The following is a 24587-nucleotide window of genomic DNA, read 5'->3' on the forward strand; positions in this document are numbered from 1 at the left end:
GATTGAAGTTTGGCGCCAATATATCTCAATCCAAAATATAAAAATACCATTTAGCTTGCACAAAATAAAATCAAATTAATAGATTTATACCAATTTGAAAGAAAAATCCTAGAATTTCAATAACTGCAGGGCAGAGAATAAGAGGCAAATTGTTAAGCGCCCCAAGAATTCAAACCAGTTGCTTTCTTATAAAAATAGCGAAAGAAAGAAAAACGGAAAAGAAAATATATTTTCAGAGGAGTAGAAAAGCACTATTGATTACTGGGTGCACAATATAGAAAAATGAGAAGGCTATACCTCGTTGCCTTCTTCATTTACAGCTATTGAATATTACTTTTTAACTTACAAGAAACTTGTAATTCCCATAGTTTTCCATCAGTAAGACGCTCCAGCAAGCATCTATCTCCATCAGAAACAAGCTGAAATTTAGTTGGCCGGCTATACTCACGACCAATACTTCTCATTTGCTTACGGCCAGGCTCAACAACCAGCAAGCTTTCATAAGTAAGCGCCTCAACTCCAACAGTTACCTGTATACCTCCCATAGCCTGAGAAACAACTCGCTGTAGTTCACTGTGCGCTTGTGGACTCATCTCATCAATCAGAGCGGGTTGAAGGCTTTCAGATACCCGCTGAACTCCACAACCTAAGCATACTAGAGCGATTAATAGTAACTTTGTTGTAATCAAGGCTTTCACTTTTACCTCACCATAATACGGTTACTGCGAGAAATCTCTTTTGGTACACTTACATTTGATTCAAGTAATCGATTGCTTGTACCAAATTCAGCGAACGCTTTCACCGCAACATCACCGCAGTCACCGCCCTCAATATAATTAAGCGCTGCAGCAAATCGCGCCTCATTCACATCCCCTAATAAATGATCAAAATCGTCGTCCACCTCACAACCTGGTAAATCTGCTTCAGTACCAAATGGGCCATTAGGAACAAATCCATCCGAATATTCACCAAATCCCTTGGCATTGGCACCAGAAAACTGGATTGTGAAATAAGTAGTGCCACAATTATCTAGGGGATAAAAACCGTAAGGCTTACCACAGGTGGTCTCACCGATCTGGATTACTTCCACATCCACTCCCCGCAATCCATTAATAATGGCTTCACTGGCTGAACATGTATTACCACTAGTCAAAACAAATAATCGCGGGAGATTCAGGGTCGGGAGCGGATATCCTTTTAAGGAATCATCAGCAAGTCCCAAAGCAGAAGTATGAAATGGAGTTGGATCAAGAGGTGCCCCAGTAACTGGGTTTATTTCTGGGTGTTGATCATTGAACTGCATATGTTCAAATGATTGCCCAACACTATTATCGCCAGCAATCATATAGGCTAATTCAGCCGCAATATCCAGGTAGCCTCCACCGTTGTAGCGAAGATCCAAAATCAGATCATCAATACCTTCAGATTCAAGCTCAGTAATCGCATCAATCAATTCTCCCTCTGCCTTGGCAATATGGTCATTAAACAGCATATAACCCACTTTACGATCAGAGTCAGTGGTTTCCACCTTCACATGCTGCACGGGATCTGACTCAACCTCGGCCGATACTAAAGTAACTGTCACAGGGTCAGAGGCACCCAAAGGTAGTATTTTAAACTCGTGAGACTCACCTGATTTAGCGGGCCACATGCCTTCATTCAATGTATCGACATCGCTACCATTAGCCAGGTCAACGCCGTCAACACTAATAACTTCAGCGCCGCGAGTAATGGCATCCGGCAGGCTGCTATCTTCCTGATCAAGGTAAGCAACTAGCGCTTTGCGTGGCGGTTCGCTCGATATCAATGCCCATTGCACACCATAGCCAATATATATCCCGGACTCGCTTTGAGATAGCCATTCATTCGTCGGCTCAGTGAAGTGAAAACGATCTTTTTCTCGGCCAGAGGGGGTTAAAGCGAATGTTCGCAACTCCTCAAAATAAGTCAGAGAGCTATCAAATCTCGCAGGATCCTTATCTTCGATTTCGTCATACCAAAGATAGAGTTCATTACTCATTGAACGCAGCCAGTTATTTTCATCCTGGCGTGTGCCCAATACATCAGCATAAGCAGATCCGGTTATAGGATCAGTGCCACTACGCGGTGAAACACAACGGTCGGTGAAAGTTGAGACTGGCAGAAAATTACCCTTTTCCCATGAGCCACCAACAGGAGTAGGGTTCTCCACGCCAGTAGCCCCCCCTTCCGAGTCACTACTCCCACTTCCACAAGCCGCAAGCCCAAAGGCTCCAAGGGCAATAGCTCCCACCAAGGCCAATTTATGCAAATGGATTCCCATCCCCAGACTCCCACTTATTATTTTTCGTGAAGATATGCAAAGGACTGGAGGTTATCATTAATCAGTAAGCCGAGCGATAGCCTAATTATTACTGAAAATAAATAGCTTTCCGTGAGAAAAGAGGCTTGGAGGTACTGTAGTCCCTGGACACCAGTCCTCCAAGCCGGAGGGATTTTTTACGCTTTCCTAAAGCCGGCCAACAACGAATCAGGATTAGTCACTGACCCTGCCTAGCACGCCTTGAAGACTGTCTTTCGCATCCCCAAAAAGCATTCGTGCGTTTTCTTTATAAAAGAGTGGATTGGCAACTCCCGCATACCCCGATGCCATAGAGCGTTTTAGTACAACAACTCTGTGAGCTTTCCATACTTCTAGCACCGGCATACCGGCTATGGGAGAACCCGGCTTTTCTACCGCATCTGGGTTTACGGTGTCGTTAGCACCTATAACCAGTACCAGATCAGTACTGGGGAAATCCGGATTGATCTCATCCATTTCCAGCACTATGTCATAGGGCACATTGGCCTCAGCGAGAAGAACATTCATATGGCCAGGCAGGCGTCCCGCGACAGGGTGAATACCAAAGCGTACCATTTTACCCATGCCGCGCAGGCGATCGGTCAAGTCACTGACTGCTTGTTGCGCATGGGCAACAGCCATTCCGAACCCAGGCACGATGATAATACTATCAGCGGCCTTGAGTTCCTCGGCAAGCTCTTGCTGGTCAATCGCAATAACCTCACCATCAACCTCCTCATCGGAAACTTCACCACCATCTGAACCAAATCCACCGAGAATCACACTGATAAAGGAGCGGTTCATACCACGACACATAATATAGCTGAGTATCGCACCGGAAGAGCCAACCAGAGCCCCCACTACAATCAGCAGGTCATTGCCCAACATGAACCCGGTCGCAGCTGCGGCCCACCCTGAGTAGCTGTTCAGCATGGAAATAACCACTGGCATGTCGGCACCGCCAATCGCCGCCACAAGGTGAATGCCCAATAGCAACGCAATAGCAGTCATCAGGAGGAGATTTATAACCGTCCCCGCATGTACATCTGCAGGTACAAATAAAATCCCCAATACAATACAGGCCAGGATTGCAATTAAGTTCAACCAGTGACGAGCTGGCAGCATTAATGGCTTGCCGGAAACTAATCCCTGCAACTTACAGAAGGCAACCAAAGAACCAGTGAGAGTTATCGCACCGATAAAAACACCGAGATAAATTTCAGTGCTGTGTACAACATGAGCAGCACCGTGCAGAGTAATTCGAGGATCAAGGAAGCCCCCCCAACCAATCAACACTGCAGCGAGGCCAACAAAGCTATGCAGCAATGCCACCATTTGCGGCATTTGAGTCATGGCGACACGCCTGGCCAGGGAGAGCCCTATCACAGCTCCTACAACCATTGCGATAGCCACCATCCAATAAGCTCCGGTAGCCACGCCTGAGATTGTGGCAATTATGGCAACTGCCATGCCCACCATGCCATAAATATTTCCGCGACGAGCTGTCTCATGGCTTGACAAGCCTCCGAGACTTAAAATAAACATCACCGCAGAGAAGAGATAAGCCATTGCAATCATACCGTTCATTACACTCTCCCTCCCTTACCGGCGAAACATTTTCAGCATACGGTAGGTCACAAAGAATCCACCGAATATATTAATACTGGCAACCAGTACACCAATAAATGCGAGCAAAGTTACCAAACCAGAACCAGTAACTCCGAGCTGTACCAGCGCCCCGACAATTACGATTCCAGAAATTGCATTGGTCACACTCATCAGAGGCGTATGTAATGCATGAGTGACATTCCAGATTACTTGCCAACCGACAAAAACTGCCAGTACAAAAACAGTAAAGTGGGAAACAAAATCAGGTGGAGCAACCCGCCCCAACCAAAGGAGTAAAACAGCGGCAACGGCCCAAAAAATAAAGATAGACAGAGGCGACCTTCGTTTTTCAGCCTTCTCCTCAGTAATCACCTTCACTTGTTCAGCAGCTTTACTGGCTGCTTTTGGCTGTGCAGAAATTTTAGGTGCAGGAGGTGGCCAGGTAATTTCTCCAGACTTAACTACTGTTGCACCACGGATAACTTCATCATCAAAATTTAGGTTTATGGTCCCGTCTTTCTCTGGAGTCAATTCTCCAATCAGGTGAGCAAGGTTGGTTGAATACAATCTGGAGGACTGAGCTGCGGCACGACTAGGCAAATTGGTATACCCAATAATAGTGACACCACTCCTCTCAATCTTTTCATGCGGCACTGTATAATCACAATTTCCACCCATTTCCGCTGCCAAATCCACTACCACCGATCCTTTCGACATGCTGTCAACCATATCGGCAAGCCATAGTTTCGGCGCTGGCTTACCAGGTATCAAAGCAGTGGTAATAACAATGTCCACATCCTTGGCCTGCTCCCGAAATAGAGCCATTTCAGCCTCGATAAACTCCTTGGACATTTCCTTGGCATATCCGCCAGAGCCAGAACCTTCCTCCTCTATTTCAACAGTCAGGAACTCCGCTCCCATAGACTCAACCTGCTCACGCACTTCTGCACGGGTATCGAAAGCACGCACTATCGCTCCCATACTTTTTGCTGTTCCAATAGCAGAGAGACCAGCAACTCCGGCTCCAATAACGAGTACTTTTGCAGGGGGGATTTTTCCCGCAGCGGTAATCTGCCCGGTAAAGAAGCGTCCGAAGTTATGTGCGGCTTCGATGACCGCTCGATAACCGGCAATATTGGCCATGGAGCTAAGAGCATCCATCTTTTGTGCGCGGGAGATTCTTGGGACTGATTCAATGGCCAGGGCGTTAATATTTCGTTCAGAAAGTTTCTGCAGAAGCTCAGCATTTTGCGCTGGCTTCAGAAAGGCAATCAATGTAGCCCCCTCGGGAATAAGAGCCAGCTCAGCATCACTAGGTGCTTGTACCTTTAAAACTACTCCGGCACCTGCCAGACACTGTTGCATATCCTCGCGAATTTCTGCACCGGCTTCAGCATAAGCTTCATCAGTAAAGCTGGCCTTTTCGCCGGCCCCCTTCTCCACCGCTATAGAAAATCCCATATCGCGCAAACGCTTTACGCTATCAGGAGTTGCCGCAACACGAGTTTCCCCCTCTGCGGTCTCTCTAGGTATGGCTATTATCACCGCCGTGCCCCTCTTAGTTAGTATTATGAACTTACAGCTACATCTACCTCAAAAAGTATTGGACTGCCCAATTTATAAACAACTCGAGTGTAAACCTCGCAACAAGGGATGAAAAGAGGAATAGTCTGATAGCGGTAATTGGCGAAATTTATAAGACTATTAATTGGAATGGCCTTGTGAAAGAGATAACCACTAAACAATAAACCGTCTCAACTGAAACTGTATTTAATCAACGGCAACTTCCAGGCTCTCCTTGGGACAATCTACTTAGTTTTGTGTGGATAAAAAATAACCCATATGCACATCAAAATTTCCTTCCCTTATTCAGATCCTGGCTATGAAGCCCTAAGATGGCTTTTGCAATGACCGTCCTTAAGACAAATTAGACTTTAGCGACTATTTAAAATAGAAAAATTTACAATTCAAAACTATAAGAATTAGCCGATTTTTATCTGTATGCCATCTAATACTGGGACGGATATCCTTGTAAATATGCATGGAGGTTACAGAAAACCAATAATAAGAAAATTTTAGAATATAACTTTCAGCCATCGAAACTAATCACGGTTTTATGCAGGCTATTTCGAATAAAGCCCCCCACTTGTGCAAGAAATGCAATATACGCAGAATATCGCACCAGGAAATAGCAGTAACAGCCACTCTAACTTCATGGAAATAGAAGAAGATATTTTGTTTATCCCTCCTTGCACGCTTGGCATAACTATTGATTGACACTTGGATAAGTGTATAGAAATCATTTAACGAGTGCCGCAGTAATACAGTGACTAACGCAAGCCCCGCCATCATGCTGGTCGATGACCATTCCGAGCGTGCTCACCTTGTTTGTGAGCGATTACGCGCAGCCGGGTACACTGTTGTTGCCCAGATTAATAGTGCTGAGGGATTACTTTTCCAGGTAGAGAAATATCGCCCCGATGTAGTGCTGATCGATATTGAATCCCCAGACAGGGACATTCTTGAAAGCCTGGCAATTGTCAATCGTGAAGCGCCGACCCCCGTAGCCATGTTCTCCAGTAGTGGCAATGCCGAGTTCATCAGTCGTGCCGTCGAGTCCGGAGTGAGCGCCTATATGGCCGAGGGCATTACGGCAGAGAAGGTAACACCAGCCATAGAAATAGCCATGGCGCAATTTAGAAATTTCCAGCAACTGCGCCAATCCCTGGAACGAACCCAACAACAGCTAACAGAGAGAAAAGCCATAGAGCGGGCCAAGGGATTATTGATGGCCAAGAAAAAACTCAGCGAGGAAGACGCACATAAAACGCTGCGCAATCTTGCTATGAGCAGTAACTCCACCATGCGTGCAGTTGCCGAACAAATTATCCACTATTTCCAGAGCGAGCATTAACTTACCGATGTCACTATCTCTGCGCCCGGAAAAGACTTCAATAAAATTGTTATACCTGCGCCTGACCGACAGTGCGCCCTTAATTATCGCCAAGGAGAAGGGCTACTTTCATCAGCTTGGCCTGGATGTGCAGCTACACAGGGAAACCTCCTGGGCAACCCTGCGTGACAAGCTGATCGGACGTAAAGCAGACGCTGCTGCTATGCTAGCGCCGATGCCGCTGGCACTGAAGCAGGCTCTGCCAAACTGTCGGGAACAGCTCTTAAGCGGGCTTATCCTTAGCTGTAACGGCAATGCCATTACCTTATCGGAAGACCTTTTCCATCGCTTGCAAAACTATATCAGCGGCAGTTCACAAGCTGATATCGCCGCGGCACTCAAGCGGTACCTACTGAATAATGCAGGCTCCACCCCGGTGAGGCTCGCTACGGTATACCCTTTTTCCAGTCACAGTTTACAGTTGCGACACTGGCTGCGCTCAGCAAATATTGACCCAGACAGGGAAATACAGTTGGTAGTGCTGCCCCCGGAGCAGATGCTGCAGAACCTTCATAGTGGTGTTATCGATGGCTATTGTGTGGGTGAGCCCTGGAATACCCTCGCCGCTCACAAAGGAGCCGGTGCAATCATCACAGCCTGTAACAGCCTACTGCCAGCTATGCCGGAAAAAGTCCTGGCAGTTACTAAAAGCTGGCATGAAGCTCATCCCGCCACACACCTGGCTTTACGCGCTGCATTACTTCAAGCCTGCACTTGGCTTGCCGCACGGGGAAACCGTCGTATAGCTGCAGGTCTGCTATCACAGAAACAGTATCTTGACTTACCCGAAACACTAATTCAGCTCTCACTCAGTGATCAAATCCTGTTCCGCAGGGATGCAGCGATCATTGCCAATCCAGGCTGGCACCTCTTCGCCCACAAGGACAATGTTAGTGGCCGACCTTGCGCAGACAAGGCAAGTCAGCTGTTGGAGATGTGCAAGGGCTTTAGTGAAGTATCCCCCCAGGCAGAGAAGGCCTTTAGAGCCGACCTCTACCGGCAAACCGTGGACTTTCTCCTCTCAAAAAAATAGTGGCACATTAATTGAATGGAAATATTTCGATGATGCAATTGCCTTCCCTCTGGCGCATCAGCACGGTGAAGTGGTTATTCGCCGAAAATCACGGGCAACGAAGTCCATCGACTACAGTCTACCGGCTGTGGCTATGGGCTTTTTTTTGTGCCTGCGGAATTAGCAAATAAAGGAAATGCGCATGTCCAGTGATACACTCAATCTATTCTCGTTCCGCGGGAAGATAAAAATCCTTCACCTTACCTGGGTGGCTTTTTTTATCACCTTCTTTGCCTGGTTTAACCATGCTCCCCTATTAATGGCAATTGCCAAGAGCTTATCGCTTAGTCCGGATCAAGTTAAAACCCTACTGATCCTAAATGTGGCTCTGACTATTCCTGCTCGCATCGTAATAGGAATGCTGACAGATAAATATGGTCCACGGCTCACCTACTCTCTCCTGCTGGCGATTGGTAGCGTGCCTTGTTTTATTTTTGCCCTGGCAGACAATTTTGTACAGGCGGCAATAGGCCGCTTCCTGCTCGGGTTTATTGGTGCGGGGTTCGTGGTCGGCATTCGCATGGTATCGGAGTGGTTCCCAGCCCGCCAACTGGGAACTGCCGAAGGCATTTATGGGGGCTGGGGTAACTTTGGCTCCGCTGCCGCAGCTATGTCCCTACCAACCATTGCACTGTTTTTTGGAGGCGATGATGGTTGGCGCTACGCCATTGGCCTTACAGGAGTGATTGCGCTTGTATACAGCGTGATTTACTACTTCTCGGTTACCGACACCCCCAAGGGGTCTACCTATTTTAAACCAAAGAAAATTGGTGCAATGGAAGTTACCAGCACTGGGGATTTTGTCCTCTTGTTGGTGATGAAAGTACCTATGTATGCAGCTCTGGCACTGCTCACCTGGAAACTATCCAGCGGAGTCAACTTAATATCCAGCCTCACTGCAAATCTGATTTATTGCGGACTGGTAGTACTTTATCTATTGGACGCACGAAAAACCTACAGTATTAATCGGGAGGTACTCAGTAACCCTCCTGCACCTGTGCACCGTTATAAATTCAAGCAGGTCGCTGTTTTGAACCTACTCTACTTTGCAACATTCGGTTCTGAGCTGGCCGTGGTCTCCATGTTACCCCTGTTCTTCTCCGAGACTTTTACCCTGGATCCGGTAAAGGCTGGCTTATTGGCTTCCGCCTACGCTTTTATGAACCTGATGTCGCGCCCAGCGGGAGGACTGATCAGTGATCGCTGGGGACGTAAGCCCACTCTGCTGATACTGACTGCAGGCCTCGCTTTGGGTTACTTCGCCATGAGTTTGATCGATGCAGAATGGCCACTGTACCTGGCCGTTGCGGCTGCTATGGCCTGTTCCTTCTTCGTACAGGCTGGTGAAGGGGCCGTATTCGCTGTTGTTCCTCTAATCAAGCGTCGACTTACCGGGCAGATCGCCGGAATGACAGGGGCTTATGGCAATGTGGGAGCAGTGTTCTACCTTACAGTGCTAAGCATGGTGTCCTACCAGACTTTCTTCCTGGTCATCTGCGCCACGGCAGTACTCGGTTTTACTGCCCTGTTAATGCTGGAAGAACCAGAAGGGCAAATGGCGGAAGTACTTCCCGATGGCAGCGTATCCATGATCGATGTCGCATGACAGCGGTATAAAAATAACTGCGGGACTGAAAGGTGACAGTCCCGCTACCACAAACTGTGGGCAGGGCAATTACTATGGTGCCTTGCAGCTGTTTAGTGCCTCCTGTGCCGGTCTTCGGCAGCATAATGATGACGCCTGCGCGGTCAGGCTTCCGGAAGGAGCCGAGCTACAGCGCCACGGCAGCCTCGCAGCGCTCGCTGATGGAGTTGCCAATGCAGAGGCTGGCGGCGAGGCAGCTCGAGCCGCTATCAATGGTTTTTTTTCTGACTACTACAGTACTCCGGAAACCTGGTCGACCAAACACGCCGTCGCACGTGTATTACATTCCCTCAACAGCTGGCTTTTCCGTCAGAGTGGCGGCAGCACTGAAATCCAGCGAGGATGGCTGACTACTTTCTCCGCCGTTATATTCAAAGGTACCAGCGCTCACCTGGTACATATTGGAGACTCTAGAATTTATCGTCTGAGAAATAGCAGACTGGAATACCTTAGCCGTGATCACAGCCATACCCTTGGCCCGGGGCGTACCTTTCTAAGTCGCGCATTGGGTATGGATGCGCATATTGACGTGGACTACCGCTGTGAAGCTTTACAAGCAGGTGATGTTTTCCTGCTCAGTAGTGATGGTATCCACGATTTCCTACAGGAAGATACTATTAAGGCGCTGCTGCAGAATTTCTGTGCCTACACTCCGCAACAACTAATTGATACAGCCTTACAAGCAGGATCCACAGACAACTTAAGCGCAATAGTTTGCAGGGTAAACTCCGTTGGCCTACCCGAGTGTGATGAATTGGCAATGCGCAATCGAGAATTGCCATTTGCGCCGGACCTGCGCCCGGGACAGAAACTCGATAACTTTCAAATTCTACAGGAACTGCACGCCAGCAATCGCAGCCACCTGTATTTGGCACGAGACCAGAACACAGACAAACTCCGAGTAATTAAAACCCCTTCGGTCAATTTTTGTGATGATCCCCTATATATCGAGCGTTTTGTTGCCGAGGAATGGACCGGACGACGAATAACTCACCCTGGAATTATTAAAGTTTTCGCTCCCAACAAAGAGCGGCGTTGCCTTTACCATATTCTCGAATATATTGAAGGCCAGACTTTACGGCAGTGGATGCAATTAAACCCACAACCACAAATCCCCCAGGTACGGGATATCCTCGGGCAACTGGTCAGTGCTCTGCGAAGCCTGCAGCGCATGGAAATCGTTCACGGCGATCTCAAACCAGAAAATATTATGATGCGCAATGACGGGCGCCTCGTAATTATTGATCTGGGTGGTGCTGATGGTCCCGGACTCAGAGAACAATTACACTTATCCGGCGAATGTGCCCCCGGTAGCAAGAATTACACAGCACCGGAGTTCTTTTTTGGTGATAGCGCCAGTCACCGCTCAGATATATTTTCCCTCGGAGTAATCACCTATGAACTTCTCACCGGTAAATATCCCTATCCAGAGCGTCTCGGCAATTATCACTACCATCTGAAAAGTTACAGCCAGATGCAATTTACCAGGGCTTCCCGGTATCGGGACGATATTCCGCACTGGATAGATGGAGCTTTACACAAAGCCTGTGCGGCAGATCCAAAGAAACGCTACATCGCACTATCGGAATTTATCCAGGATTTGCAGGTTCCAAATCCAGAATTCAAGTTGCCAAATAAGCGCCCACTCCTGGAACGCAATCCTCTGCTGTGTTGGCAGTTACTGGCTCTATTATTACTGCTCTCACATCTGCTCTATTTCTTCTGGCTCTAGCACACAGGATTTGAATAAGCACTTTCAATGCGCAAGAAAATTGCCGCATGCACTAATTTGTCGCAGATATCGTAGACAATCGAGCCAAAACGCTACCATTTCTATAAATAAAGTTGGCATGGAGATTGAATGTATTTAATTACCAACAAAATACTCCCCTATTTCGAGGCAACGGCGCCTGTACTCTTCGGCAGAAGAGGAGGCGCCCTTGCTGCTTTTCCTGGGCCTGCCCCTGCCGAACAAACAAATTGAGACGGCAGGAATGTAAATGAGAGTAAATACAGAGAAACAAAAGCTGATCGTGATTGGCAACGGTATGGTGGGACACCATTTCCTTGAACAGCTGGCCAATCATCAAAAATCCACAAGTTTTGAAATTTCCATTTTCTGTGCAGAACCAAGGCCAGCCTATGATCGGGTTCATCTGTCTGAATATTTTTCTGGTCTCAGTACAGAAGACCTGGCTATGGGTAAAACTGAGCAATACCAGCAATGGGGATTTGAGCTTCTGCTCAACGACCGGGTTGAGGAGATTGATAGAAAAAATAAAATAGTCACCGCTGCCAGCGGCATCACTCGTTCCTACGACCAGCTAATACTCGCCACCGGCTCCTATCCATTTGTGCCGCCAATTCCGGGCCATCAGCACGAGCGCTGTTTCGTCTACCGGACCATCGAAGACTTAGATGCAATCCGCTCTGCTGCCGTGAATGCCAAAACAGGTGTTGTAGTTGGCGGCGGCCTGCTCGGCCTTGAGGCTGCCAATGCATTAAAGACTCTGGGGCTCGAAGCTCATGTAGTGGAGTTTGCACCGGGGTTAATGGCCACCCAGCTCGATGACGGCGGTTCAACGCTGTTACGCAATAAAATTGAAGACCTGGGGGTCCAGGTGCATACCAGTACAGCCACCGAACTCATTGAAGAAGTGGATGGTCGCCTATGTATGCAATTTAAAGGGGATAGGAAACTTATCACCGATATGATTGTATTCTCCGCCGGTATTCGCCCCCAAGACTCACTCGCAAAATCTTCGGGCCTACAAACCGGAGAGCGAGGCGGCATAGTTATTGACAGCAGTTGCCGAACCTCGGACCCGGATATTTTTGCTATCGGTGAATGCGCCCTGTACGAAAATCAAATATTTGGTCTAGTCGCGCCGGGATATAGTATGGCGCGTACAGCTGTTGCCCAGCTGGTTGGAGAAGAGGAAAATTTCACCGGCGCCGATATGAGTACCAAACTCAAGCTTCTCGGGGTTCAGGTAGGTTCTATTGGTGACGCCCATGGACGCAGTGACGGTGCTGCCGCTATCACTTTCGTCGATGAGCAGAGCGGCATCTATAAACGCATGATTACCGATAGCACCGGGAAACAATTACTCGGCGCCGTAATGGTTGGCGATACCAGTGAATATGATAGCCTGCTGCAATATCACCTGAATAATATCGAGTTGCCCGAACACCCGGAGCAACTAATTTTACCTGCAGCAGAAGGTGCAACTCCTACCCTGGGTGCAGCAGCCCTTCCAGCAACCGCTACAGTGTGTTCCTGTCATAATGTGAGTAAGGGCCAGATCGTCGATGTTATTGCCGGAGGTTGCCACTCCCTAGCTGAAGTCAAGGAAGTAACCAAGGCTTCCACTGGTTGTGGTGGCTGCACCGCCTTGCTGAAGGATATTGTTGACGACGAGCTGGCCGCACTGGGCATGGAAGTAAACAATCATCTCTGCGCTCACTTCCCCTTCTCACGCCAGGAGTTATTTCACATTATTCAGGTGGAGGAAATTAAAACCTTTGCCGGACTGCTGGAAAAACATGGCAACGGTCATGGCTGTGAGGTCTGTAAACCCACCGTAGCCTCCATACTCGCCTCTTTATGGAATGAGCATATTCTCGAGCAGTCCCATGTCGGACTGCAGGATACCAATGACACTTTTATGGCGAATATGCAGAAAAATGGCAGCTACTCAGTAGTGCCTCGTATTCCCGGTGGTGAAATTACGCCGGAAAAGTTGATTGTTATTGGTGAAGTCGCTAAACGCTATAACCTCTATACAAAAATTACCGGTGGTCAGCGTATCGATCTATTTGGTGCGAGGCTGGAGCAACTACCGGAAATCTGGAGCGAACTGATTGACGCAGGCTTTGAAACCGGCCATGCCTACGGAAAGTCTCTGCGTACAGTCAAATCCTGTGTCGGCAGTACCTGGTGTCGCTTCGGAGTGCAAGACAGTGTTTCCATGGCTCTGCTTGTGGAAAATCGCTATAAGGGCCTTCGCTCACCACACAAAATTAAAATGGCGGTATCGGGTTGCACCCGTGAATGTGCTGAAGCGCAGAGCAAAGATGTGGGAGTAATCGCCACCGAAAAAGGTTGGAACCTTTTTGTCTGTGGGAATGGAGGCATGCGCCCTCGCCATGCAGATTTATTTGCCACCGATCTGGATAGCGAAACCCTGATCCGTTATATCGACCGATTTTTAATGTTTTACGTACGTACTGCCGATAAATTACAGCGCACATCAGTATGGCTCGAAAATCTCGACGGCGGTCTCGATTACCTGCGTGAAGTCATTATTGATGACAAGCTGGATATCTGTGTGGAGCTGGAGGCGCAGATGAAACGTGTAGTCAATACCTACCAGTGTGAATGGAAAACTGCGGTCAACGATCCCGAAAAGCTCAAACGTTTTCGCCAGTTTGTCAATAGTGACCAATCAGATGAAAAAATAATTTTTGTCAAAGAGCGTGGTCAGCCACGACCGGCAACTGTGGAAGAAATTGTGGAAACCGCAGAGTCCGCATGACACCAACCCGGCAGCTTAACCCACCGGCCCGCAAATGATGAAGACTTCACTTTTTAACCTCTTAAAGTCTTGAAAGGAAATTATTATGAGCTTAGCCGCACTGCAACAAAGCAACACAAATTCAATTGCCATAACCCACCCTCAATGGTTACCAATCTGTCAGCGATCAGATCTGGTGAATAACTCAGGGGTGTGTGCCCTTTGGGGTGATACCTCTGTATATCCTACGGAGATGTTCAGTAGAGCCAATAAAATTATTGAACAGAGAAGTATCGCCCTATTTTTTTTACCCGATCAGGAGCAACAGCTTTATGCCGTTGACAACTGGGACCCGATCGCACAAGCTGGCGTAATTGCAAGAGGAATTATTGCGGAAATGGAGGGGGAATTGACTGTTGCTTCCCCACTTTATAAACACCACTTCCGCCTAAGCGATGGAGTCTGCATGGAAGATAGCGATATCAGGCTTGCCACCTACCCACTGGCACTTTATGAGGATAAGGTTTACATCGGCTGCAATAAGATACAGTAATGGCAGTAACGGAATTTTTGAGCGCGCGCCGCTCCTGCACTACCTGCCCCTATTGCGGCGTAGGCTGTGGAGTAACGGTCGACAAGGAAGAGCGCGCGGACACTACGGCTATAAAAGTCAGTGGCGATACCCAACATCCCGCTAATTTTGGCAAACTTTGTGTCAAAGGCGCCGCGCTTGGGGAAACCCTCGGTGAACGTGATAGGCTGCTACGTCCTCGCTTGCATGGAAAGGAGTGTGACTGGGATAGTGCCATGTCCTATGTGGCCGATAGCTTTGCGCAAAATATCCGTGAATATGGTCCAGACTCCGTAGCCTTTTATCTCTCCGGGCAGCTACTTACCGAAGATTACTATGTTGCCAATAAACTGATGAAGGGATTTATTGGCAGCGCTAATATCGATACCAATTCACGTCTGTGCATGTCCTCAGCAGTTGTCGGGTATAAACGTGCATTTGGAGCAGACGCCGTACCTTGCTGCTACGGTGACCTGGAACACACAGACCTTATTATATTAATTGGCTCCAATGCCGCCTGGACCCATCCAATCCTTTTCCAGCGCATGCAGGCAGGCAGTGCAAAACTGGTCGTCATAGACCCTCGTGCGAGTGCTACCAGTGAAATGGCCGACCTACACCTCGCTATTATTCCAGGCAGTGATGCATCCCTGTTTAACGGCTTGCTTAATTTCCTCGCACAGCACAATCAACTTGATCATCAATATATTCAGCAACACACTCAGGGCTTTGAGGATACCCTCGTCGCAGCTCAGCACTGGTCTCTTCAACAAACCGCGCTGGCCTGTGGAATATCTACAGAAAAATTACAGGCATTCTTTCAGCTGTTTGCCGAAACAGAAAAAACAATCAGCTTTTATTCCCAGGGTATCAACCAATCCAGCAGTGGTAGCGATAAAAACAACGCTATCATCAATTGTCACCTGGCTACAGGGCGCATTGGAAAAACGGGAACGGGCCCTTTCTCAATCACGGGACAACCCAATGCCATGGGGGGGCGTGAAGTGGGTGGCCTTGCGAATATGCTCGCTGCCCATATGGAATTCGATATGGATGCCATTGATCGGGTAGGCCGTTTCTGGTGCGCTCCGCAGGTCGCACTGACTCCCGGCTTAAAAGCAGTAGATATGTTCCGCGCAGTGGAAAGTGGGCAGATTAAGGCCATCTGGATTATGGCCACCAATCCTGCAGTGAGCATGCCAGAGGCAGACCGAGTGGCAGAAGCGCTGCGCAAGTGTCCGCTGGTAGTTGTTTCCGATTGTATTGCCGATACAGATACCGCACGGTGTGCCGATGTACTGTTACCAGCTACTAGCTGGGGAGAGAAAAATGGCACGGTTACCAATGCAGAACGGCGTATCTCCCGGCAAAGGCCCTTCCAGGAACCAAGCGGAGAGGCTCGGCATGACTGGCAGGCCATTTGTGACTTGGCAGGTCGTCTGGGATTCGAGGATCAATTCAGCTATTCACATCCCGCAGATATTTTCCGCGAGCACGCTCAATTATCCGGCTTTGAAAATAACGGTAGCCGAGCCTTTGATATTTCCCTCTTTGGGAATATCCAACGCAGTGACTACGACAAGCTACAACCGGTGCAGTGGCCGGTCAATACTGCAAACCCCAACGGCAGTGCACGCTTGTTTGGAGATGGAAGATTTTTTACCGAAAGCGGACGCGCTAATTTTATTCCTATCACACCCCGCTCTCCCCAGCAGCAAATTAATAAGGCCTACCCATTGTGGCTCAATAGCGGACGCATGCGTGACCAGTGGCATACTATGACCCGCACCGGCCGCTCACGCAAGCTGCTCGACCACAGCGAAATTACTGAGGTTCAGATCAATCCGAGAGATGCCAGGGAATACGGTGTTGACGAGGGAGCCCTGGTAGAGCTGCGCAGTGCGCAGGGCAGAATGTGCGGACGCGCAGCGCTAAATGCCGCACAAAAACATGGAGAGTTATTTGCGCCCATCCACTGGAGCCAAACTCTTGCGCAGGAGTCCAAAGTCAGCGCCCTTACCGAAGCAGTTGTTGATCCCCTATCAGGCCAACCCGAGTTCAAACAGGTACCAGTTCAACTACAGCCCCTCGAATGCCACAGTTATGCCACCCTGATCTGCCCTGATCCAGTAGCCAAAAGTCTATGGCAGTGGTTACAAACACATAACGACAGCAACCTCCTGCACTGGTACAGAGTGCCTTGTGATGGTGGTTATCGCTTTGAGCTGGCTCTGTGCCATCCCCTGGATGGCCGCAAGTTAGGTGCAATGCTATTGCAAGATATCCCCGATATTCACTGGCAACAGGTCGAGACGTTAAAGAGTCAGCGCTGGCTGGCCTATAACGATGAATTCCAACTACTGATTATTGCTAATAACGACTGGCACAACCTACCGGATCGACGGACTCTAGAGCGCTATTTGCAACTCGATATGCCCCAAATTCCAGCTCAACTGCTACACCCTATCCCAGCCGGTGTGCGTATGGTCTGCACCTGTATGCAGATTTCCCGGCCGCAGATCGAGCAAGCAATTGGAAATGGCATCCACTCCGTAGAAGCGCTAGGTCATGCACTCGGGTGTGGAACCCGCTGCGGTTCTTGTAAACCGGAAATATCTGCCCTGATCCGCACAGCGCGGGAAAGTGGTGTTTCCGGACAGGCAGTAGCCGCTACGATGGAGACCGAAGTGGTTAAGTCTGCCAAAAATAAGCACAAAGAACTTAAAGAAAACTACGCAGCTGGCGCCTAGGAAGTCCTTTTGAATTAACAGAAGGGTCCAATTCATCCCCGCAATATCCCCAAGACAATAACTATCTGTGGATGAAATTATTTCCTTTAGAGGCTGACCTGCCGATTTAGAGCAGAAAGGCCTCTATTATGGCGTTGCAAGGGCCCTCTCAAGTTAATATCAACTTTATTCCCTCTACAATTAAGGCCGATATATCTAGCGCGTCATAGCGAAGCTTTTCAATCAAGCACACGGGGTTTCCATGTTCAAAATCGACCATATTGATCACGTGGTTTTACGCGTAAAATCACTAAGCGCTATGCGCGATTTTTATGAAGGAATCCTCGGCTGCAAGATGGAGCGGGAAAATGAAGACCTCGGGCTTTACCAGATGCGAGCCGGCAACTGCCTGATTGACCTGGTTCCGGTAGACCACTCCATTGGTTTAGCGGGAGGCTCAGCCCCAGGAAAAGAGGGACGTAATATGCATCACTTCTGCTTGCGTGTTGATCCTTTTAACCCAAGGGAAATTCACAAATACATGAGTGAAAATAATGTCGAAGCCTCCCCAGTAGAGCAGCGCTACGGAGCCGAAGGCATGGGGCCATCAATCTATATTTCAGATCCCGAGCACAATGTTATAGAGCTTAAGGGCCCGCCAACCACTTAGGGAACCCCGAAACAGCTTGATAATTTTCCAGTCCCGAAGAACAGAAATGTAAAAAACCTGAGATGGCTGATTACTCAGCCAATGAAGATTTTTTAGCAGCTTTCACGGATGGAATAGCAGCATTAAAGAAAAGCCCCTGGAGTATCCCGACATTTTAATCACAAACCACCTATCAAGCTCATTAAAAGCAGTATAACTACATTTTTTTGAAAAAAGTCATTTAGGGATCGGCAATTATTCTAGCCAGCTATTGATATACCAAAATCCTGAGTTAGTATCGCAACACAAAATATGATTATCACAAAAAAACCACATACAATAGTGCACGCTGGCGAAGGGAAATATTGAGCCTCCTATTCAATAATTGATGGCACCCTGAGCATTAATAAGAGTGTTCACATCTATGGCTTAATATACTTGGGACGATTAGAGGATTATATCTTTATTACGCATCCCGAAAGGCCAAATTAAAGCCCACCATTTCAATATGGAATTCTTTCCTATAGAAAAAATGATTTAACTCACTTTGACCATTTATGAAAAAGCTGTTTTCAATCAACTTGCATGCAGCCCCAAAAAGGCTTTTACTGACGGATATCAATAATTATCAACAGGAAAGCTATATGTCTTTACTTTTAGCTATGTTCGGATTTTCTCTGGCCATGTCGATCACGCCGGGGCCAGTCAACATGGTAATTATTTCTTCCGGCGTCAATTATGGTTTTGGCCGGACAATGCCATTTGTTTCAGGAGCAACAATAGGATTTACCCTCTTATTGGCAGCCATTGGCTTCGGTTTTTATCAATTACTGGCTGTTTATCCCAAGTTTTTACAATATCTGGCCATACTGGGTTCGGCTTATGTGATATATATCGGTTATAAGATAGCAACGGCTTCTGATGCAACTATTGATATTGCAGAGCAGACTAAACCGAGATTCCATGAAGGATTTTTGTTGCAATGGCTTAACCCTAAAGCGTGGGTAGCCTGCATATCTGGAGTTGCACTATTCTCGAGTGCAGAAAGCCACTCCAGTTTAATGACCTTTGTACTAATCTACTTCCTCGTATGCTATACATCTTTGGCAATCTGGGCTCTGGCAGGAGATAGAGCTCGATTACTACTAGGTACCGAACACCGGGTAAAAGTATTTAACGGTATTATGGGGGGGCTTCTGATCCTTTGTGCGCTCTATCTCTTGTATACAAAGCTCCTAACTGGACAATCCGGGCTCACCAATTTATAGAGCTCTTCTATTTTTGCCTTTAACCCCACTAATTTAGTGCAGGGTTATTTAAAAAATTTTTGGCCGACCAAAACTATGCAAATCAAGAAATGCTTTCATTATATATCGCCATTGACACCCTTATATAATTTAGTTAGCACTTCTAGCAATTTTTCTTGCTTAATTTCTGCTAGAAGCCCGTCTCTGAACTCACTATTTAAGAATAGCATCCAAATTCAGTATTAAATGAAATGACTTTATTGCTTTGCAGATGACGTAACTAAATATAATGTTTAAGTTCAACAAACGATAGGACTGTGCAATTGGACGCCAAGTAGATAATTTTGGCCTCTATCAGCTCTACACTTGTGTATGTCTGATTGATTTTGTGCCAGTGAATCAACCACTTGGCCTAAAAAGTGCGGCTACTCTGGGTGCTGGAATATGCAATTTACCTTCTTGCAGATCCTTTTTATCCTGGTACCACTCAACAATTTTTGCAATAAAATAACATTCAATCCTCATCTGTAGAGAAAAACTATGATACCGAGGATATGGGTTTTTCAGTATATTTTAATAATCTTGAAGTCAACATTACTAAATTGAAGGCGTTGATTGGCAAAATTATTTAATCAATTATCTCCTATAGAAACTTTGAGATTCAGACATTTTTATCAAGTAAGCTTACAATTTTCTCACAATTCAGGCCCTGAGATTATGGAAAATGAAGTCATAGATTATACGGTAAATGGTGATTCCTTTACCGGTTACCTCGCGTGGGACAGCGGTATTAACGAAAAGCGCCCCGGAGTCATTCTGGTACATGAGTGGTGGGGACATAATGCCTTTGTGAGGGAACAGGCAGACCGGCTGGCCGAACTTGGATACTACGCTTTTGCAGTGGACATGTTCGGTACCGGCAAACAAACCGATGACCCTGCCGAGGCGCAGAAATTCCATGATGAGGCCCTCAAAAGCCCCGTGGTTCTGGAAGCGCGTTTTCGTACAGCACTTTCGCTATTACAACAACACGCCGGTGTTGATCCCAATCGCATTGCTGCACAGGGATATTGTTTTGGTGGCGGCGTGGTATTAGCCATGGCACGCCTCGGCCTCGAGTTGCGTGGTGCCGTCAGCTTTCACGGTGCTCTGACCAGCGATGTTGTCGCGAAAAAAGGCAAGATCCAGGCCGAAATACAGGTCTATACCGGCGGTGCCGATGCCATGATTCCGCCCCAACAGGTCGGTGCTTTTGTTGAAGAGATGCAAGAAGCGGGAGCCAAGCTCACACTGGTGAGTTATCCAGGTGTACTGCACGGATTTACCAATCCCGCCGCAACTGAGCGAGGCGAGAAGTTCGGCCTACCACTCGCATATAACCAGGAAGCGGCGATGGATTCCTGGCAGGGCGCCCTGGATTTCTACCAAAAAATCTTCAACTGACAATGTTTGTGCCCGGTAAATTTACTACCGGGCACAAATCGCCTTTTAAATTTCAGAACTCTAATCTTCACTCAGATAGAGAGCACCTCTACCCTGCTCTGCCGCCTGGTCCCCTGGGTTGCGTAACGGGCAGTTATCCATAGAAAGGCACCCACAGCCTATACAACCTTCCAACCGATCGCGCAGCTGGGTCAGCTGGCGAATACGCTGGTCGAGGTCCTCACGCCAGCCTGCCGAGAGCTTGGCCCAATCTTTAGCTGTCGGCGTGCGTCCATTCGGAAGGGTTGCCAACGCCTGACGGATTTCGGCCAGTGGGATACCGGTACTCTGTGCCACCTTGATAATGGCCACACGCCGCAATACATCGCGGGAGTAGCGCCGTTGGTTACCACTGGTGCGCCAACTGCTAATCAGCCCCTTACTCTCATAAAAGTGCAGAGCGCTTACCGCTACATCACAGCGCTCTGCCACCTCTCCAACAGTCAACTCACGCCGGATACTTTGCCCCGGTTGGATAGCAGCTTTGTCATTTTTCGCCTTAGTCACCTAAAGGCCTCCCAAAACCATTGACCTCAATATTACTTGAGGTTTTACACTGCGCCGCGATCCAATGCAAGTAAAGGAAGGAAAGTGATGAACTGGAATCGTAAACAACCGAATCCGACTCTCCAGACACAGTCAGCACCGGGCTTCTTTCAACTGATGGTGGCAGCACAGAGCCTGAGCATCAGCCTGCTCAAAGAAACCAAGCAGCAAGAAAGTCCATCGGCTGCCAATACCGGGATCGGGTTGAATGCCTGCAAGGTCGGGGGCCAGTCATGAAAACTGTTGCTGCGATTGCAGTACCTGGTAATTTTACGGTTCCCACACCCCAGCGGCTGACGTTATTGTGCCTCGCAGCACTCACAATTATGTCCGGCGCTACTGTGGCGCCATCCCTGCCGGCCCTGGAAAACTATTTTTCCCAACACCCAGATAGTGCACTGCTGAGCCGGCTGGTTTTGAGTTTGCCCGCCCTGATGATCGCCATATTTGCACCTCTGGCCGGGATTATCTCAGACCGCTACGGAAGGCGCAGACTACTGCTATTGGCGGTAGGTCTGTATGGCTTTGCCGGGACTTCCGCTTTATTGCAAAACAGTCTGGAAGGAATTCTCGCCAGCCGCATTCTTCTGGGGGTGGCCGTAGCCGGCACAATGACCTCTGTCACTGCCTTGGTAGGAGATTATTTCACCCCCAGAGAGAGGCAGGTTTACATGGGGCAGCAAGGCGCTTTTATCAGCCTCGGGGGAGTTGTCTGTCTACTGGCCGGGGGATTACTGGCAGACCTGCATTGGCGTGGCCCTTTTGCCATTTACGGGGTTGCGCTGCTGTTGATTCCCGCGGTGCTGATCTACCTTCCTGAACCCAAACGCAGCTATACACTCAAAAAATCAAAAAGCATTGCAGAAAAAAAAATCTACTGGCTGGGATTCTCCGCCTTGCTCGGTGCTGCCATGCTGAACAGCCTGGCTTTTTTCCTGATCCCAACACAGCTGCCTTTCCTGCTGCAAGAGATCGGTGCCAGCTCTCCCAGTCAAGCCGGAGTAGCCATTGCTGCGGGTAATCTAATGGGCGCTCTCGCTTCGCTGACTCTGTTCCCACGTGCACACAAAATTTTTGGCAAATTTGGAATTTTCGCCTTCAGTTTTACCGTTATGGCCACCGGCATGGGGTTGATTTCCATAGCAGAATCTTTCTCTGGAATCATTATCGCCATGGCAATCTACGGTAGTGGTATGGGAACACTCATACCACATATTTTTTCTACAGGGTTGGAGTCAGCTACAGAAAATATGCGCGGGCGCATTTCGGGAGCGCTGACCGCCAGTGTATTTATTGGGCAATTTTTATCTCCTTTTCTCAGTCAGCCATGGGTTAATCACTTTGGTCTTGCAAGTGCCTTCTCTACAGTGGCTCTAGGGCTATTGTTACTGGCAGTTATAGCCCTGATAACCCACTGGCTTAAAACAAAAACATCCACTGAAATTAAATTGCGGTAGGATGTAGACCCGCCCGACAACGCAACGCCAAAGAAGTAACCGTAACTTTGGCAAGGAGAGAAAGTGAAACCTATTATTTCGATCCAGGGCCTCGGCAAAACCTATGCTGGAGGATTTACCGCCCTAAATAATGTCGACCTGGAAATTCAGCGTGGGGAAATCTTTGCCTTGCTTGGCCCCAATGGAGCTGGCAAAACCACCCTGATCAGCATTGTGTGTGGCATCGTCAACGCCAGTCAAGGCAGTATTCGCGTCAACGGGTTTGACATTCAGTCAGACTACCGCAAGGCCCGCAATGAGATCGGTTTGGTGCCGCAGGAAATTTCCACCGATGCCTTTGAAACCGTATGGGCTGCTGTGAAATTCAGTCGTGGCCTGTTCGGAAAATCCCCGAATCCCGCCTATCTGGAAAAGATTCTGCGGCAATTGTCTTTATGGGAAAAAAAGGACAATAAAATTATTACCCTGTCTGGTGGCATGAAGCGCCGCCTGATGATTGCTAAAGCGCTTTCCCATGAGCCGAATGTCTTATTCCTGGATGAACCCACCGCAGGTGTAGACGTAGAGTTGCGCCAGGATATGTGGGAGATGGTACGCGGACTAAAGGATTCAGGCGTCACCATTATCCTGACTACACACTATATCGAGGAGGCCGAGGAGATGGCCGATCGCGTCGGCGTCATCAATCATGGTGAACTGGTATTAGTGGAGGAGAAAAAAACCCTGATGCAGAAAATGGGTGAGAAGGAACTCAGCCTCAACTTGCCCGAGCCATTACAGAGAATTCCCGATGCCCTTGCCGACTTGCCTCTAAGCCTAAGCGGAGATGGCAGCCAACTGGTATACCGTTTCGATGTCAAAAGCGAAGACACTGGCATTGCGGAGTTTTTGCGCCGCCTCAATGCAGCCAGTATCGATTTTCGCGATCTACATACCAGAGAGAGTTCCCTGGAGGAAATCTTTGTCAACCTGGTGCACGGTGCGCGCAGGGAACGAGAGGAACAGCTAAGCAAGGAGACCCAGGAATGAACTGGTACGGAATCGCGGCGATTTACAAGTTTGAAATGGCGCGCACATGGCGTACTCTGATGCAGAGTATCGCCTCGCCGGTACTCTCCACCTCCCTCTATTTTATTGTGTTTGGCGCGGCCATCGGCTCGCGTATGGGGGACATTGACGGTGTTAGCTATGGAGCCTTTATTATCCCTGGCCTGATTATGCTGGCACTGCTAAGCGAGAGTATTTCCAATGCCTCTTTTGGTATTTTCTTTCCGAAGTTCTCAGGCACCATTTACGAAGTGCTATCCGCACCAGTATCGGCTTTCGAGGTTGTAGCCGGCTATGTGGGAGCTGCAGCATCCAAATCAATTATTCTCGGGCTCTTGATCCTGCTCACTGCACGCTTTTTTGTGGACTACGAAATTGTCCACCCCTTCTGGATGATCGTATTCCTGGTGCTGACTGCGGTCACTTTCAGCCTGTTTGGTTTTATCATCGGTATCTGGGCGGATGATTTCCAGAAACTGCAAATTATTCCGCTAATGATTATTACCCCCCTGACTTTTCTGGGTGGAGCTTTTTACTCCATTAGTATGCTGCCGGAAATCTGGCAGAAAATTACCCTGTTTAACCCGGTGGTCTACCTGATCAGCAGTTTCCGCTGGGCGTTTTATGGGGTTGCCGATGTAAACCTGGGCCTCAGCGTGGGAATGATCCTTCTTTTTCTTCTCCTTTGCCTGACAACTATCTGGTGGATTTTCCGCACCGGCTACCGGATTAAAACCTGATCAG

Annotated in this window: 19 protein-coding genes; 14 read left to right on the forward strand and 5 right to left on the reverse strand. The window is 48.3% G+C overall.

Annotated features, from left to right (window positions below; translation table 11 throughout):
* Nucleotides 1-320: 320 nt before the first annotated feature.
* From ACJJJB_RS15330 to ACJJJB_RS15345, 4 genes are all read right to left on the reverse strand, one after another.
* Nucleotides 321-698, reverse strand: a complete 378-nt coding sequence (locus ACJJJB_RS15330) for a hypothetical protein (protein ID WP_020414677.1) — start codon at nt 696-698, stop codon at nt 321-323.
* A 2-nt stretch (nt 699-700) separates the two neighbouring features.
* Nucleotides 701-2302, reverse strand: a complete 1602-nt coding sequence (locus ACJJJB_RS15335; protein WP_445365120.1) for a S41 family peptidase — start codon at nt 2300-2302, stop codon at nt 701-703.
* Nucleotides 2303-2515: 213 nt separating this feature from the next.
* The gene (gene pntB, locus ACJJJB_RS15340; RefSeq protein WP_020414675.1) at nt 2516-3907 is read right to left on the reverse strand and encodes a Re/Si-specific NAD(P)(+) transhydrogenase subunit beta; all 1392 of its coding nucleotides are present in this window, start codon (nt 3905-3907) and stop codon (nt 2516-2518) included.
* 15 nt (nt 3908-3922) lie between these two features.
* Nucleotides 3923-5473, reverse strand: a complete 1551-nt coding sequence (locus ACJJJB_RS15345) for a Re/Si-specific NAD(P)(+) transhydrogenase subunit alpha (protein WP_020414674.1) — start codon at nt 5471-5473, stop codon at nt 3923-3925.
* Between the two features lie 781 nt (nt 5474-6254).
* On the opposite strand from ACJJJB_RS15345, the gene ACJJJB_RS15350 reads away from it, so the two are divergent.
* The 10 genes from ACJJJB_RS15350 to ACJJJB_RS15395 all read left to right on the forward strand — a co-directional run bounded on the left by ACJJJB_RS15350 (nt 6255) and on the right by ACJJJB_RS15395 (nt 20754).
* Nucleotides 6255-6842: an ANTAR domain-containing response regulator gene (locus ACJJJB_RS15350; protein WP_026305250.1), complete on the forward strand. Its 588-nt coding sequence runs from the start codon at nt 6255-6257 to the stop codon at nt 6840-6842.
* Nucleotides 6802-7914, forward strand: coding sequence for a CmpA/NrtA family ABC transporter substrate-binding protein (locus ACJJJB_RS15355; RefSeq protein WP_445365121.1), 1113 nt, complete (start codon nt 6802-6804; stop codon nt 7912-7914). Before ACJJJB_RS15350 ends, ACJJJB_RS15355 begins: the two co-directional genes overlap by 41 nt.
* 181 nt (nt 7915-8095) lie before the next feature.
* The gene (locus tag ACJJJB_RS15360; protein WP_020414670.1) at nt 8096-9559 is read left to right on the forward strand and encodes a NarK family nitrate/nitrite MFS transporter; all 1464 of its coding nucleotides are present in this window, start codon (nt 8096-8098) and stop codon (nt 9557-9559) included.
* Entirely contained in the window at nt 9549-11330 is a 1782-nt protein-coding gene (locus tag ACJJJB_RS15365; RefSeq protein WP_020414669.1) for a bifunctional protein-serine/threonine kinase/phosphatase, read from the forward strand. The genes ACJJJB_RS15360 and ACJJJB_RS15365 overlap by 11 nt, the downstream gene beginning before the upstream one ends.
* Nucleotides 11331-11598: 268 nt before the next feature.
* Nucleotides 11599-14136 carry a nitrite reductase large subunit NirB gene (gene nirB, locus ACJJJB_RS15370; RefSeq protein ID WP_445365122.1) on the forward strand — a complete coding sequence of 846 codons (2538 nt, stop codon included), beginning with the start codon at nt 11599-11601 and terminating at the stop codon, nt 14134-14136.
* 85 nt (nt 14137-14221) lie between these two features.
* Nucleotides 14222-14668 (forward strand): nitrite reductase small subunit NirD, encoded by a 447-nt coding sequence (gene nirD, locus ACJJJB_RS15375; protein ID WP_445365123.1) that lies wholly within the window; start codon nt 14222-14224, stop codon nt 14666-14668.
* Complete coding sequence (locus ACJJJB_RS15380) at nt 14668-17436, forward strand: nitrate reductase (RefSeq protein WP_445365124.1); 2769 nt, start codon at nt 14668-14670, stop codon at nt 17434-17436. The genes nirD and ACJJJB_RS15380 overlap by 1 nt, the downstream gene beginning before the upstream one ends.
* A gap of 241 nt (nt 17437-17677) precedes the next feature.
* Nucleotides 17678-18085, forward strand: coding sequence for a VOC family protein (locus tag ACJJJB_RS15385; RefSeq protein WP_020414664.1), 408 nt, complete (start codon nt 17678-17680; stop codon nt 18083-18085).
* A gap of 536 nt (nt 18086-18621) precedes the next feature.
* On the forward strand, nt 18622-19332 hold the full coding sequence (locus tag ACJJJB_RS15390) for a LysE family translocator (RefSeq protein WP_445365125.1): 711 nt from the start codon (nt 18622-18624) through the stop codon (nt 19330-19332).
* A 696-nt stretch (nt 19333-20028) separates the two neighbouring features.
* Nucleotides 20029-20754: a dienelactone hydrolase family protein gene (locus ACJJJB_RS15395; protein WP_020414661.1), complete on the forward strand. Its 726-nt coding sequence runs from the start codon at nt 20029-20031 to the stop codon at nt 20752-20754.
* Nucleotides 20755-20814: 60 nt separating this feature from the next.
* On the opposite strand, the gene soxR is transcribed toward ACJJJB_RS15395, so the two are convergent.
* A complete protein-coding gene (gene soxR, locus ACJJJB_RS15400) occupies nt 20815-21300 on the reverse strand; it encodes a redox-sensitive transcriptional activator SoxR (protein ID WP_020414660.1) in 486 nt (161 codons plus the stop codon).
* 87 nt (nt 21301-21387) lie between these two features.
* Here soxR and ACJJJB_RS15405 point away from each other — a divergent pair, with 87 nt between their 5' ends.
* From ACJJJB_RS15405 to ACJJJB_RS15420, 4 genes are all read left to right on the forward strand, one after another.
* On the forward strand, nt 21388-21576 hold the full coding sequence (locus ACJJJB_RS15405) for a hypothetical protein (protein WP_445365126.1): 189 nt from the start codon (nt 21388-21390) through the stop codon (nt 21574-21576).
* Nucleotides 21573-22796 carry an MFS transporter gene (locus ACJJJB_RS15410; protein WP_353375714.1) on the forward strand — a complete coding sequence of 408 codons (1224 nt, stop codon included), beginning with the start codon at nt 21573-21575 and terminating at the stop codon, nt 22794-22796. Before ACJJJB_RS15405 ends, ACJJJB_RS15410 begins: the two co-directional genes overlap by 4 nt.
* 63 nt (nt 22797-22859) lie before the next feature.
* Nucleotides 22860-23825: an ABC transporter ATP-binding protein gene (locus tag ACJJJB_RS15415; RefSeq protein WP_282952492.1), complete on the forward strand. Its 966-nt coding sequence runs from the start codon at nt 22860-22862 to the stop codon at nt 23823-23825.
* Nucleotides 23822-24583, forward strand: coding sequence for an ABC transporter permease (locus ACJJJB_RS15420; RefSeq protein ID WP_020414656.1), 762 nt, complete (start codon nt 23822-23824; stop codon nt 24581-24583). The genes ACJJJB_RS15415 and ACJJJB_RS15420 overlap by 4 nt, the downstream gene beginning before the upstream one ends.
* Nucleotides 24584-24587 lie beyond the last annotated feature (4 nt).

Source organism: Microbulbifer variabilis, assembly GCF_052468405.1.